General features: G+C 72.1%; 13 protein-coding genes and 1 pseudogene. 7 read left to right on the forward strand and 7 right to left on the reverse strand.

Annotated features, from left to right (window positions below; translation table 11 throughout):
• Positions 1-4: 4 nt before the first annotated feature.
• From ACZ5L9_RS05785 to ACZ5L9_RS05795, 3 genes are read left to right on the forward strand one after another with little or no spacing between them, the layout of a single operon-like run.
• On the forward strand, positions 5-847 hold the full coding sequence (locus tag ACZ5L9_RS05785; RefSeq protein WP_464534894.1) for a fumarylacetoacetate hydrolase family protein: 843 nt from the start codon (positions 5-7) through the stop codon (positions 845-847).
• Positions 848-849: 2 nt separating this feature from the next.
• The gene (locus tag ACZ5L9_RS05790) at positions 850-1,473 is read left to right on the forward strand and encodes a maleylpyruvate isomerase N-terminal domain-containing protein (RefSeq protein WP_464534896.1); all 624 of its coding nucleotides are present in this window, start codon (positions 850-852) and stop codon (positions 1,471-1,473) included.
• Complete coding sequence (locus tag ACZ5L9_RS05795; RefSeq protein ID WP_464534899.1) at positions 1,464-2,813, forward strand: FAD-dependent oxidoreductase; 1,350 nt, start codon at positions 1,464-1,466, stop codon at positions 2,811-2,813. The genes ACZ5L9_RS05790 and ACZ5L9_RS05795 overlap by 10 nt, the downstream gene beginning before the upstream one ends.
• Before the next feature lie 29 nt (positions 2,814-2,842).
• Here the strand turns inward: ACZ5L9_RS05795 and ACZ5L9_RS05800 are convergent, their stop codons facing one another.
• The 4 genes and pseudogenes from ACZ5L9_RS05800 to ACZ5L9_RS05815 all read right to left on the reverse strand — a co-directional run bounded on the left by ACZ5L9_RS05800 (position 2,843) and on the right by ACZ5L9_RS05815 (position 4,328).
• Complete coding sequence (locus tag ACZ5L9_RS05800) at positions 2,843-2,992, reverse strand: heme-binding protein (RefSeq protein ID WP_464534901.1); 150 nt, start codon at positions 2,990-2,992, stop codon at positions 2,843-2,845.
• Positions 2,993-3,077: 85 nt separating this feature from the next.
• A pseudogene (locus tag ACZ5L9_RS05805) lies at positions 3,078-3,305 on the reverse strand (heme-binding protein); the annotation flags it as partial.
• 19 nt (positions 3,306-3,324) lie between these two features.
• Entirely contained in the window at positions 3,325-3,852 is a 528-nt protein-coding gene (locus ACZ5L9_RS05810; protein WP_464534905.1) for a hypothetical protein, read from the reverse strand.
• A 53-nt stretch (positions 3,853-3,905) separates the two neighbouring features.
• Complete coding sequence (locus tag ACZ5L9_RS05815; protein WP_464534907.1) at positions 3,906-4,328, reverse strand: hypothetical protein; 423 nt, start codon at positions 4,326-4,328, stop codon at positions 3,906-3,908.
• A 121-nt stretch (positions 4,329-4,449) separates the two neighbouring features.
• Between ACZ5L9_RS05815 and ACZ5L9_RS05820 the strand changes: the two genes are divergently transcribed.
• From ACZ5L9_RS05820 to ACZ5L9_RS05830, 3 genes are read left to right on the forward strand one after another with little or no spacing between them, the layout of a single operon-like run.
• On the forward strand, positions 4,450-5,097 hold the full coding sequence (locus tag ACZ5L9_RS05820; protein WP_464534909.1) for a COG4315 family predicted lipoprotein: 648 nt from the start codon (positions 4,450-4,452) through the stop codon (positions 5,095-5,097).
• Between the two features lie 34 nt (positions 5,098-5,131).
• Positions 5,132-5,662 carry a sigma-70 family RNA polymerase sigma factor gene (locus tag ACZ5L9_RS05825; protein WP_464534910.1) on the forward strand — a complete coding sequence of 177 codons (531 nt, stop codon included), beginning with the start codon at positions 5,132-5,134 and terminating at the stop codon, positions 5,660-5,662.
• The gene (locus ACZ5L9_RS05830) at positions 5,659-6,318 is read left to right on the forward strand and encodes a zf-HC2 domain-containing protein (protein ID WP_464534912.1); all 660 of its coding nucleotides are present in this window, start codon (positions 5,659-5,661) and stop codon (positions 6,316-6,318) included. Before ACZ5L9_RS05825 ends, ACZ5L9_RS05830 begins: the two co-directional genes overlap by 4 nt.
• Positions 6,319-6,336: 18 nt before the next feature.
• On the opposite strand, the gene ACZ5L9_RS05835 is transcribed toward ACZ5L9_RS05830, so the two are convergent.
• A complete protein-coding gene (locus ACZ5L9_RS05835; RefSeq protein ID WP_464534915.1) occupies positions 6,337-6,930 on the reverse strand; it encodes a TetR/AcrR family transcriptional regulator in 594 nt (197 codons plus the stop codon).
• A gap of 211 nt (positions 6,931-7,141) precedes the next feature.
• On the opposite strand from ACZ5L9_RS05835, the gene ACZ5L9_RS05840 reads away from it, so the two are divergent.
• Positions 7,142-9,406, forward strand: a complete 2,265-nt coding sequence (locus ACZ5L9_RS05840) for an MMPL family transporter (protein ID WP_464534918.1) — start codon at positions 7,142-7,144, stop codon at positions 9,404-9,406.
• 111 nt (positions 9,407-9,517) lie between these two features.
• On the opposite strand, the gene ACZ5L9_RS05845 is transcribed toward ACZ5L9_RS05840, so the two are convergent.
• A complete protein-coding gene (locus ACZ5L9_RS05845) occupies positions 9,518-11,392 on the reverse strand; it encodes a sensor domain-containing diguanylate cyclase (protein WP_464534922.1) in 1,875 nt (624 codons plus the stop codon).
• A gap of 151 nt (positions 11,393-11,543) precedes the next feature.
• Positions 11,544-12,701 carry an FAD-dependent urate hydroxylase HpxO gene (gene hpxO, locus ACZ5L9_RS05850; RefSeq protein ID WP_464534924.1) on the reverse strand — a complete coding sequence of 386 codons (1,158 nt, stop codon included), beginning with the start codon at positions 12,699-12,701 and terminating at the stop codon, positions 11,544-11,546.
• Positions 12,702-12,733 lie beyond the last annotated feature (32 nt).

A 12,733-nucleotide genomic window follows, 5' to 3' on the forward strand; every position in this document is an offset into this window, starting at 1 on the left:
CACCATGGCCAAGCTCGCCACCATCCGCACCGCTGACGGCACCCGCGCCGTCCGGCTCCAGAACGTCGACGGGGCCGACGCGCACGTCGACCTCGGCTTCGCCGACCTCGGCGCCTGGCTCGCGGCGGGCTCGCCCGCTCCGGCCGCCGACGCCGCGACCCACCCGGTCGACGGCCCCGACTTCCTGGGCTTCGCCCCCGTGGTGCCGAGCCCGTCGAAGGTGATCTGCGTCGGCCACAACTACAGGAACCACATCCAGGAGATGGGTCGCGAGCTGCCGTCGTACCCGACGCTCTTCCCGAAGTTCGCCGAGACCCTGATCGGCGCCTACGACGACATCGAGAAGCCCGCCGAGACCGACGCGTTCGACTGGGAGGTCGAGCTGGCCGTCGTCATCGGCCAGGAGGTCCGCCGCGCCGATGCAGCGCAGGCCGAGGCCGCCATCGCGGGCTTCACCGTGATGAACGACATCTCGGTGCGCGACTGGCAGTTCCGCACCATCGAGTGGACCCAGGGCAAGATCTGGGAGGCCACCACCCCGGTCGGCCCCTACCTCACCACCCCCGACGAGGTCGGCGGCGTCCGGCCGGCGCTGCAGGTGACCACCACGGTCGATGGCGTCGTGATGCAGAGCGACGACACCGGCACGCTGCTGTTCGACCCGGTCTTCCTGGTCGAGTACATCTCCACGATGATCACGCTCAAGCCGGGCGACATCATCGCCAGCGGCACCCCGGCGGGCGTCGGCCACGCCCGCGAGCCGAAGCTCTACCTGGTCGGCGGCGAGAAGGTCGAGACCGCCATCAGCGGCCTCGGTGCGTGCGTCAACACGATCGTCAAGGGCTGATCGTGGCCCGTACGCACGCCGACGCCCTGCGCTGGATGAGGTTCGGCACCGAGCTGCTCACCCGGCAGCTCGACGGCATCGACGACGAGGCGGTCCGCGCCGACTCCTCGCTCCGGGGCTGGAGCGTCGGCCAGCTGATCGCCCACGTCGCGGCCAATGCGGACGCGCTGAGCAACCTGGTCTGCTGGGCGACCACCGGCATTGAGACCCCGATGTACGCCTCGGTGCAGGCGCGCGACGCCGCCATCACGGCGGCCCGCGGCCTCGGCGCCGAGGAGCTGCTCGCCGCGCTCGACGCGTCGGCCCGCACGCTCGACTCGGGCCTGTCCGGCCTCTCCGAGCAGGGCTGGCACGCCGAGGTCCGCACCATCCAGGGCCGGGCCCTGCCCGCCACCGAGATCCCCTGGTTGCGCTCGCGCGAGGTCTGCGTGCACGCCGTCGATCTCGGTGCCTCGTTCGCCGACCTGCCGGCCGACTTCCTGGACGCGCTCATCGACGACATCCGCCTCAAGCGCGGCCTGCCGGCCGACGAGCTGCCGGTGGGCCCGCCGGATGCGGTGGCCGCGTGGCTCGCCGGTCGTCCGCACACCCTGTCCGACGCCCCCGAGATCGGAGCATGGCTGTGAATCTCGACAAGCTCGATCACCGGAACGCGCCCGATCACCGCGACGCACCCGATCACCGCGACCCCGACGCGATCGTGGTAGGCGGTGGCATCGGCGGCCTGGCCGCCGCCTTCGCGCTGTCGCGCGAGGGGCTGCGGGTCCGGCTGCTGGAGCGCGCCCCGGAGTTCGGCGAGGTGGGCGCCGGCCTGCAGATCGCGCCCAACTGCACCCGCATCCTGGACGAGTACGGCCTGCTCGAGGAGGTGAAGAGCCTCGGCGTCCTGCCCGACGACATGATCATGTTCGACGGCGTCGCTCCCTCGACAGGCTCGGGCAGCGGCCGTGGAGCCGAGGTGACCCGCCTTGACCTGCGCGACCTGGAGAGGCGGTACGGCTTCCCGTACCTGGTGATCCACCGCTCCGACCTGCACGCCACCTTCCTGCGGGCGTGCCAGCGGGCCGGCGTCGAGCTGGTCAACGGCGCGACCGCCGTCGACTACGAGTCGGGCACCGACGCGAGCGGCCGGCCCTGCGCGACGGTGATCCTCGAGGACGGCACCCGGCACACCGCGCCGGTCGTGCTCGCGGCCGAGGGCATCCACTCCCCCGCGCGCTACAAGTACGTCGGCGACGACCCGGTCTCGTCCTCCTACGTCGCGTACCGCGGTGCGATCCCGATCGCCGAGGCGCGGGAGAACAACATCCACGAGAACGCCGTGGTGCTCTATCTGGGCAACAACTGCCACTTCGTGCAGTACGGGCTGCGCGGCGGCGAGATGTTCAACCAGGTCGCCGTCTTCGAGTCGCCCAAGGCGCTCGCCGGCGAGGAGCTGTGGGGCACACCCGACGAGCTCGACGCCGCCTTCGCCGACACCGTGGGTGACGTCCAGGACGGGCTGAGGTTCATGTGGCGCGACCGCTGGTGGCGGATGTATGACCGTGAGTCCATCCCGAGCTGGATCTTCGGCCGGGTGGCGCTGCTCGGCGACTCGGCGCACGCGCCCCTGCAGTACATCGCGCAGGGCGCGATCATGGCGATCGAGGACGGCTGGGTGCTGGCCAAGCACGTCGCCCGCAACCGGTCCACGACCGGCGAGGTCGACTGGGACGCGGCGCTGGCCGCGTACGACGCCGTGCGGACCCGGCACACCGCACGGGTCCTGGCGACCTCACGGGAGTGGGGTGTGCTGTGGCACCACGTCGGGGTGAAGCGCGAGCAGCGCAACGCGATCCTCGGCGCGCGCGACGTCGACGACTACTCGTTCGTCGACTGGCTCTACGGGCCCACCGCGCTCTTCCCCGAGGACGAGGCGGCGATGTTCACGCCGATCCCGCTGGACTCGGCGGACGTCGGCGTCTGAGGTCCCCCGCTTCCGGGGCCGACCCCGCGTCAGCCCCGGAAGCGGCGCAACGCCTCGACGGCCAGCGCGTGGTCGTCCGCCTGCGCCAGACCGGAGATCGTCAGCACCCCGACGATCCCGGTGCCCGCGACCCGGATCGGGAACGCCCCGCCGTGGCCGACGTACTCGGTGAACGGCAAGTTGCGTCTTCTCGTTGAACGCGCCGCCGTGGCGGCGACCGACCAGGTAGGACGAGGCGCCGAAGCGATAGACCGTACGGACCTTGCGCTCGATCCAGGTGTCCATGTCCGCGGTGGTGTTCTCGCGGGCGGCGTGGAAGACCTGCTGGGTGCCCTTGCGGATGTCGATCACCACCGCGAGGTCGCGCTCGACGGCGATCTCGTGGGCGATCGTGCCGAGCCGCCAGGCGTCGTCGTTCGAGAACCCGTCGAGGACGAGCTCGGCCTCCTCGGCCTCGATGCGGGCGATCAGGTCGGCGTCGATCTCAGTCACGAGAAGACCTTCCCACGCCTCACCACTTGATGATCGGGAAGGGCCTGGTCGGGTGGCGGACGGCGTGCCCGAACAGGCCCGCGTAGATCTGCCGGTGGAAGCCGTTGTACGGCAGCGCCCGCACGGTCTCCTTGATCTGGGCACGGGTCAGCCCGGGATGCAGGAACCCGCCCGATGCGTCGGCCAGGTCGGCCCGGCGGAACGTCTCCACCAGCTCGTCCTGGCGCGGGCGCAGGCCGTGGTGGTCCAGGACCATCTGCTCGGCCTGGGCGACCTCGGCCGGATCGGTGATGCCGAGCTCGGGCGCGAGCTCCCTGACCAGGGCCGCGCTCGGCGGCAGGTAGTCGAACGTGTGGTCCGTCCAGATGCCCAGGTCGTGCACCGCCCACGACAGCGCCGCGTGGTCCGGCGCGTCGTGGCCGAGCATCATGCTCTGGAAGGTGAGGCCTCGCAGCACGTGGCCCCGGTAGACCTTCGCGCTGTCCCCGAGCGCATCGGCATAGTGGGAGAGGACGGTGTCGACGACGCCGTGCGAAGTGATCGTCACGGTGGTGACACTGCCACGCGGCGGCGTGGTGCGCCACGGGTCGCCGGGGACAACTAGTCGCGATCGGGGCTCCGGCCCCGAAGGCGCATCGCCACCAGCGCCAGGGCGGCCACGGCCGCGACGGCCTCGCCGCACAGGCTCCGGGTCTTCTCGGCGTACCAGACCGGCTCGTACATGTCGGGGAGCGGGCCGATCCGTCCCGGGTCCACGACGTAGTAGAGCAGCACCGCCGCGACGCCGCCGGCGGCGACCGCGAACGCGAGGGCGGCCGAGACCCAGCCGCGCCACACCACCAGCAGCACCGCCGCGACGATCGCGGCGCCGCCCTCGACCCGGAACAGGGTGGCCTGGCTGACCCAGCGGGTGCGGACCAGGGCGTAGTCCCCGGCGAGGTGCAGGTGGACGTACGCATCGACGGCCAGGCCGGCGACGACCACCGCCACCAGCACCCACTCGAACCAGCGACGACGTCCCATGCCGATGACACGAGACCGGGGGCGCCCGGGTTCATCCGGTGTGGGGTTGAACCGGCGGTGCCTCTGCGTCGTGGAGTGGGCAGGGACGCGACGCGTCGCACTCGAGAGAAGGGGGATCACCATGACTCACACCGGGATCCGCACAGACATCCAGCGGTCCGCCTGGCGCCGGTTCGCCGTGCCGGCCGGCGCGATCGCCGCCGCGGCGGTCCTGGCCGGCTGCGGCTCGGGCTCGGCGAACGACGGCGCCGCGGCGAGCCAGCCCACATCGAGCGACACCGCCGCAGAGGAGTCGACCGCAGGGGCGGAGACCGCAGAGGCAGAGACCATCGGCACCGCCCAGGGCGACGTCGGCACCTACCTGACCGGCGACGACGGGCGCGCCGTCTATCTCTGGGTCGCCGACTCGGGCGGGAAGTCGGCCTGCTCGGGCGCGTGCGCGTCGGTGTGGCCGCCGGTGCTCACCGACGGCGCTCCGAAGGCGGCCCAGTCCGCGGTCGCCGCCGATCTCGGGACGCTGACCCGCTCGGACGGGACGACCCAGGTCACCTACAAGGGCCACCCGCTCTACTACTTCGCCTCCGACACCGAGGCCGGTCAGACCGCCGGGCAGGGCAGCGACGGGTTCGGCGCCAAGTGGTGGCTGCTCACCCCGACCGGCGCCGCGATCACCGGCGACGACAGCGGCGGCGACAACGGCGGCGACAACGGCGGGGCGAGCACCACGGGTGGCTCGGACGACTCGGGCGGGGGCGGTGGCCGGTACTGACGGGGCGCGACGGGAGGATGGATTGAGGAGCACCATGGTGGCTGTGCCTGTCGGTCCCGCTCCCGACGGTGCCCGTCTGCTGCGCGCGCTGCACGACGAGCACGCAGCGGCGCTGTGGCGCTACGCGCTCCGGCTGACCGGCGGCGACAGCGTCCAGGCCCAGGACGTGGTGCAGGAGACCTTCATCCGCGCCTGGCGCAACCCGGCGGCGTTCGATCCCGGGCGCGGCAGTCCCCGGGCCTGGCTCTACGCGGTGGCCCGGCGCATCGTCATCGACGACCACCGCTCGGCTCGCCACCGTCACGAGACCGCCGCCGAGCACCTGCCCGACCCCGGCGTCGCGGACACGACGGACGCGCTCGACGATCGCGACGTCGTACGTCAGGCCCTCGCCCGCCTCTCACCGGAGCATCGGGCGGTGCTGCGGGAGTGCTACTACCGGCAACGGAGCGTCGAGGAGGCCGCCGCGATCCTCGGCGTCGCCCCCGGCACGGTGAAGTCACGAACCCACTACGCGATCCGCGCGCTGCGCATCGCCCTCGAGGAGCTGGGAGGCATCGCATGAGCAGCGATCCGTACGCACAGACCGCCGCGGCCTACGTCCTCGGCGCCCTCGCGGCCGACGAGCGCGAGGCGTACGAGGCGCACCTCGCCTCGTGTGCCGCCTGCCGCGCCGAGCTCGCCGACGCGGAGGGCGTGATGCCGTTCCTGCGGGCCAGCGAGGAGAGCGACCTCGCCGAGGAGATCCCGCCGCTGCCCGCCACGATCCTGCCGCGGCTGCTCGCGGAGGAGCGTCGCGAGACCCGTCGCCGCCGTACGGTCCGACTGGGGATCGGGGCGATCGCCGCGGCCTGCATCGTGACGGTCGGCACCGTCGCCACCCGATCGGACGACCACGCCGCGGTCCGCCCGATGGCCGCGGTCCACCCGACCCCGCTCAGCGCCACCGCCACCCTGGAGACGATCGACACCGGCACCCGGATCACCGTCCGCTGCTGGGACCGCACCGGCGCGATCCCGGCGGGCTACCAGTACACCCTGTCGGCCCGTACGCGCTCGGGGCAGACCACGGAGCTCGGCACCTGGCAGCTCAACGACGGGCACCCGGTCACGTTCACGACCGGCACCTCGCTCCCGGAGGACCAGATCGCGGCCCTCGACATCAGCGACACCGGCGGCACGCCGCTGCTGGAGCTCACCAACGTCGACACCCGGCCCTGAGGCCGGATCCGACGGCGCTCAGGGCCGCAGCGCGGCGACGCTCAGCTGCGCGTAGCGCCGCCAGACGTCGGGGTCGCTCACCTCCAGGGCGATGAGCGCGCGCGCCATGCCGCCGACGAGGACCTGGATGTCCATGCTCGTCACGTCGGCCCGCAGCGTGCCCTGCTCGATCCCCAGCTCGAGGATCCGCTCGGTGAGCCGGGTCGTCTCCGGGTCCTCGCGCCCCTCGGCGCCGGCCATCACCTCGATCATCAGCCGGTCCCGGGCCAGCCGACCGGTGGTCTCCTCGATCGCCCGCTCGAGCGCCCGGTAGGCGTCGACCTCCGCCGACTCCGCTGCCGCGGCGATGTTGGCCTTGAGCCAGTCAGCATGGGTCTGGGCGAGCGCGCGCACCAGGTGGGCCTTGGTCGGGAAGCTGCGGTAGACGGTCGCCTTGCCCACCCCGGCCCGCTCCGCCACCTGCGGCATCGTCGCGCCGAGGCCGTGCTCGGTGAACACCTCGATCGCCGCAGCCAGGACGCGCTCGTGGTTGCGGCGGGCGTCGGCCCGCCGCCGCGACCAGTCCGCCTCCCCCGCTGCCTCCTGCGCCGCCCCCGGCACTACGTCAGGCACCGCCTCGGCCACCGCCCCCGCGGGCTTCGTCGGGTCTCCCACCATCACTCCTCCGTGCTGGCTCGCACTCGTCGTCTCGGGTGGCGACCCGTCGCCACGAACGTGAACTGGACCACATAGTCCACTTCAAATGGACTTTTGGGTCCGCTTGTTTCTATCCTCGTAGTCTAACCGGACCTTAGGGTCCAGAAACAGTCTTAGGGGGCGTCGCATGTCATGGCAACTCTTCCGGCTCGGCCGGTGGTCCTTCGTGCACCGCAAGCTGGTGGCAGGCATCTGGGTGCTGCTCCTGGTCGGGCTCGGGATCGGCGCGGCCACCCTCTCGGGGCCGACCAACGACAACTTCAAGCTCTCCGGGATCGAGTCGACCCAGGCGTTCGACCTGATCAAGGAGCGCAGCCCGCAGGCCGCGCCGGACGGCGCCTCGGCCCAGGTCGTCTTCGAGGCGGCGAAGGGTGAGCAGCTCGCCGACGCCGACAACAGGGCCGCGGTCCAGCACGCGCTGCAGGACCTCAAGACCAGCGACGTCCAGTCCATCGCCGACCCGTTCAGCGCCGGCACGATCTCGGACAACGGTCGGGTCGGCTACGCCACGGTGAGCTACACGAAGGCGTCGGTCGACCTGACCGATGCCGACAAGGACGCCCTCCAGGGAGCGGCCGACTCCGCCAAGGACGCCGGCCTCAACGTCGCCATCGGCGGCGACGCGCTCCAGGACGAGGCCGCGGCACCGATCGGTGAGCTCATCGGCATCGCGGTGGCCATCGTCGTCCTGACCATCACCTTCGGCTCCCTGGTCGCCGCGGGGATGCCGCTGCTGACGGCGATCGTCGGCGTCGGCATCGGCCTCGTGGCGATCACCACCCTCACCGGATTCGTCGAGCTCAGCTCGACCACCCCGGCGCTCGGCACGATGCTCGGACTCGCCGTCGGCATCGACTACGCGCTGTTCATCATGTCGCGCTACCAGCACGAGGTACGGCAGGGCCGCTCGCTGGAAGAGGCTGCCGGACGCGCGGTCGGCACCGCCGGCAGCGCCGTCGTCTTCGCCGGCATGACCGTGATCATCGCCCTCGCCGGCCTCGCGGTCTGCGGTGTGGGCTTCCTGACCCAGATGGGCCTGGGCGGCGCCTTCACCGTCGCCATCGCCGTCCTCATCGCCCTGACCCTGTTGCCCGCCGCCCTCGGCTTCGCCGGCAAGCGGGTCACCTCCGGCCGGCTCAAGCTCCTCAAGGACCGCGACGCCGAGGGCGACGGCTCCGTGCGCACCAACGGCCGCCGCTGGGTCGAGGCCGTCAGCCGACACCGCTGGCCCGCTCTCGTCGCCGGCGTCGTCCTCGCCGCGGTCGCCTCGATCCCGGTCGCCTCGATGCACCTCGCGCTGCCCGACAACGGCACCAAGCCCGCCGGCTCCGACGCCCGGGTCTCCTTCGACCTGATCTCCGACAACTTCGGCGCCGGTGCCAACGGTCCGCTGGTCGTCGTGGTCGACACCAAGAACGCGGCCGACCCGGCCGCGGCGGTCACCACGGTCACCGACCAGCTCCAGGCGATGGCCGCCGAGCCCGGATCCGACATCGCCGCGGTCGTGCCCGCGGTCAGCAGCGACGACCGGGCCGCCCAGCAGGCGTTCGCCCAGCAGCTGAAGGCCGTCCAGTTCGCGACCATCACCGTCGTCCCGAAGTCGGGGCCGTCGGACGAGTCCACCAAGCAGCTCGTCTCCGACATCCGCGACACCGTCGCGAGCCTGCCCGCCGAGGCCGGCGCCCGGGCGCTCGTCACCGGACAGACGGCGGTCGGCGTCGACCTCGCCGACAAGCTGCTCTCGGTCTTCCCGCTCTACCTGCTGGTCGTCATCGGGCTCGCGATCTTCCTGCTCATCGCCGTGTTCCGGTCGATCTGGGTGCCGATCAAGGCGGCCCTCGGCTTCCTGCTCTCGGTCGGCGTGTCCCTCGGCGCCACGGTGGCGGTCTTCCAGTGGGGCTGGCTGGCCAGTCTCATCGGTGTCGACACCACCAGCCCGGTGCTGTTCATCCTCCCGATCCTGCTGACGGGCATCCTGTTCGGCCTCGCGATGGACTACGAGGTCTTCCTGGTCAGCCGGATGCGCGAGGCGTACGTCCACGGCACCCCTGCGCGCCAGGCCGTCATCGACGGGTTCGCCCACAGCGCCCGTGTCGTGGTCGCCGCGGCCGTCATCATGATCGGCGTCTTCGCCGGCTTCGCGCTCTCGGGCGACGTCATCCTCAAGACCATCGGCTTCGCGCTGGCCGTCGGCGTCCTGGCCGACGCGTTCCTGGTCCGGATGCTGATCGTGCCCGCGATCATGGCCATCGTCGGCGAGCGGATCTGGTGGCTGCCGAAGTGGCTGGGCGCGCTCGTCCCGAACCTCGACATCGAGGGCGAGGGCCTGACCAAGCGCCTCGACGCGGCGAGCGGCGCCCACGCCCGGACCGCCGAGCCCGCCGGCGTCTGACACCAGCGCGCAGCACGACTCCGCCGACGACCCCGGGGACGCCCCCGTACCGGGGTCGTCGGCGGCCTCGGTCACCCGTACCGGCCGACGCCGTGCCGGTCAGCGCGTGGGTCAGCGCGCGGTGGCTGCGTCTTCGCCACGCTCGACGCGGTTGCGGCCGTTGCGCTTGGCCGCGTAGAGCGCGCGGTCGGCGGCACCGACCAGGGTCGGGCCGTCCGCGCCGGGCAGCAGCACCGCCACACCCGCCGACAGGGTCACCGGGGACCGGGTCGCCCAGCGGAAGCCGTCCTCGACCTGGACGCGGATGCGCTCTCCGAGGTCGTAGCCCTCGTCGCTCGTCGCCTCCGGCATCAGCACGCACAGCTCCTCACCGCCGTAGCGGTAGGCGGTGTCGATGTCGCGGAGCTGACGGGTGACGATGCCCGCGATGTCCTGCAGCACCTCGTCGCCGCGGGGATGGCCGTAGGTGTCGTTGATCCGCTTGAAGTGATCGAGGTCGATCATCATCAGCGCGAGCGGACGGCCGTACGCATCGGCTCGAGCGACGTCGGCCGCCAGGTCCTCGTCGAACTGGCGCCGGTTCGCCAGCCCGGTCAGCGGGTCCCGGCGCGACTGCTGCTCGACGTCGCTGTGCAGCTGCGCCGCCTGGAGCGCGGACGCGCCCTGGAGCATCAGACCGTCGATCAGGTCGAGGTCGAGCGTGCCCGCTGAGGGCGGGCGCAGGGCGAGCACGCCGATCACCTGGCTGCCGACCACGAGCGGGATGGCGATCCCGGTGGTGTCGACGTCCAGGGCACCGCTCTCGCGGCGCTCGTCGAGCGGGATGGCACGCCCGTAGCGGGCGGCCCTGCCGACGGCTCCGATGCCGACCTCGACGGCGCTGGCGGCCGCGAGGGTCGGGTCGAGCGCCACGGTGCCCTGGGCCTCGCCGTCCGCGTCGTAGCGAACCAGCTCCTGGCCGTCGCGGCTACGCAGCCACAGGTCCACCTGCTCGGCCCCCGACAGCGTGCGGACGGCGTCGATCAGGCGCAGGCTGGTGTAGCGCAGGCTCAGGGACTCCGAGAGCCCCCGGCTCAGCTCGAGGACGTGCTCCAGGCGGGTGCCGTGCCGCCTCAGCATCGCCTCGCGCTGCTCGGCGACGGACGTACGCTCCTCGAGTGCGGACGTCATGGTCATCACGCCACGGCTCAGCGCGCTGACCTCGTCGACGACCGACGGCGCGATCGGGCAGGGGCGAAGGTTGCCCCGGGTGACCTGCTCGACGGCGGCGGTGAGGTCGCGCACGGGGTCCACCACGTGTCGTTGCAGGCGGCGGGTGGCCCGCAGGAGGGCCAGCAGCGACACCGCCCCGACGAGTCCGAGCATCAGCGCACCGAGCACCAGTGCCGCGCGGTAGGCCCCCTCCGCGGACGTGATCGCCCGCGCGACCGCCGAGCGCATCACGGCCTCGCTCGCCCGGTAGTCGTCGAAGAGCACCTTTCCCGCCCGCAGCTGCGCGTCCAGCGCCGGCAGTCCCGCGGCACCCTCGGAGACGTCGGGCCGGACCGCGGCGTCGACCGCCGGACGCGCCCAGCGCTCCTGCCACGACTGCTGTGACCGGACGGTCGCGATGGCCTCGGTCAGCAGGTCCGGCTCCAGACGCAGGGACGTGATCAGCTCGGCGTTCGCGTCGTCCCCGCGCGCCGTCCCGTCGACGTACGGCTGGAGGAACTCCCGTGCACCGGTGGCGAGGTATCCCCGCACACCGGTCTCCTGATCGAGCATCGCGTCATGGGCCCTGCTCGCCGCGTCGGCGGCCTCGCGCAGGTGGTGCAGCCGGGGCTCGACCCGAAGCGTCATCACCAGGGCGATGCAGAGCAGCATGACGAGCGAGAGGGCCAAGCCCAGCACCGCCGGGAGGTGGGTCCGTCGCACGAGCCGGCGCAGCGGCAACGGGTTCGCCGCGGGAGGCTCCGATGCACCCGTGACGTTCGCAGCCTCCGACATCGCACCCCTGATCCTCGCGCGGCTATTCGGGCCTCCGGTGCCCGGACGGGGTGATCTCAACGGCCCGCGGCTCACTCATCGGCCGGGCCGTCCTCACCCTGACGTCGCGGGCGATAAAGGTTTGATCACGCAGCCGCCCCGCCGGCCGAGGTCAGCCGAGCGGGTTGTCGACCATGTTCCCGATGATGCCGCGCAGCACGTTGGTGCCGTCCTCGCGACGCAGCTCCTCGTACCAGGCCTCGGTGAGGTCCGGGTCGGCACCGTGCATCAGGGCCGCCCGCCGACGGGCCCACAGCACCAGGTCGCCGGCGCGCTGCGATCGGGCCCGCGCATAGCGAGCCAGCGTGTCCGGCACGCTGATGGTGGTGGTGGCGAACGCCCGCTCCAGCATGACGGTGTCCTCCAGCGCGGAGCAGCCTCCCTGACCTATGTCGGGCGTGGTGTTGTGCGCGGCGTCCCCCAGGAGGGCCACCCGACCCTTGACCCAGGTGTGGAACGGATCGAGGTCGAAGATCTCGACCCGGTTGGTGGCCGCCGGGTCGATCTGCGCGATGAGCCGCTGGACGGCGGGTGCCCACCCACCGAAGTGCGCGGAGAGCACCTCCCGCACGGCCTCGCGCTCGAAGGGCAGGCCTGCCGGCTCCACGATGTCGAAGAAGAAGTAGAAGCGGTCGTCGCTCACCGGCATCACCGAGACCCGCTTGCCCTCGCCCACCCACAGGGTCCACTCGTCCGGCGGCGCGACACCGGCATCGACGGCGACCAATCCGTTGACGTTCACGTAGCCCGCGTACGACCGCTCCAGCTCACGACCGACGACGTAGCTGCGGGCGAGCGACCGCGCGCCGTCGGCAGCGATCAGGGCGTCACCGGATGCCGTGGTGCCGTCGGCGAACGAGACCGTCACGCCGTCCTCGTCCTGCTCGATGGCCGTCATCCGCCTGCCGAAGCGGATCCGCTCCATGCCGAAGGCCTCCATCAGCATGGCCTGGAGCGATGCCCGCGCGATCGGATACGGACGCTGGCCCATCTGCTCGGTGATCGGCCCGAGACCGAAGCGGCACATCGTCTCGCCGGAGATCGCCTCCCGGTAGGACATGTGCTCCATCCGGCCGCCGAGGGCCTCGGTCTCCTCGCGGAGTCCGAGCCAGTTGAGCACCTTGACGCCGTTGGGCCACACCGAGATGGCGGCTCCGACCGGGCGGTTCTCGGTGACCTGCTCGTAGATCTCGACCTCGTGGCCGAGCCGTTGCAGCGCGATGCCCGCACTGGCCCCGCCGATGCCGGCACCGATGATGATGATCTTCACGTGTCGCTTCCGTTCGCGTCGTTCGCGGGCGT

The organism is Nocardioides sp. JCM 18998 (genome assembly GCF_055391535.1).

Excerpts from the sequence above, each read along its gene's own strand:
- ACZ5L9_RS05785 (WP_464534894.1), top strand. The coding sequence starts at position 5 with ATGGCCAAGCTCGCCACCATCCGCACCGCTGACGGCACCCGCGCCGTC.
- ACZ5L9_RS05795 (WP_464534899.1), top strand. The coding sequence starts at position 1,464 with ATGGCTGTGAATCTCGACAAGCTCGATCACCGGAACGCGCCCGATCAC.
- ACZ5L9_RS05815 (WP_464534907.1), bottom strand. The coding sequence starts at position 4,328 with ATGGGACGTCGTCGCTGGTTCGAGTGGGTGCTGGTGGCGGTGGTCGTC.
- ACZ5L9_RS05820 (WP_464534909.1), top strand. The coding sequence starts at position 4,450 with ATGACTCACACCGGGATCCGCACAGACATCCAGCGGTCCGCCTGGCGC.
- ACZ5L9_RS05825 (WP_464534910.1), top strand. The coding sequence starts at position 5,132 with ATGGTGGCTGTGCCTGTCGGTCCCGCTCCCGACGGTGCCCGTCTGCTG.
- ACZ5L9_RS05830 (WP_464534912.1), top strand. The coding sequence starts at position 5,659 with ATGAGCAGCGATCCGTACGCACAGACCGCCGCGGCCTACGTCCTCGGC.
- ACZ5L9_RS05840 (WP_464534918.1), top strand. The coding sequence starts at position 7,142 with ATGTCATGGCAACTCTTCCGGCTCGGCCGGTGGTCCTTCGTGCACCGC.
- ACZ5L9_RS05845 (WP_464534922.1), bottom strand. The coding sequence starts at position 11,392 with ATGTCGGAGGCTGCGAACGTCACGGGTGCATCGGAGCCTCCCGCGGCG.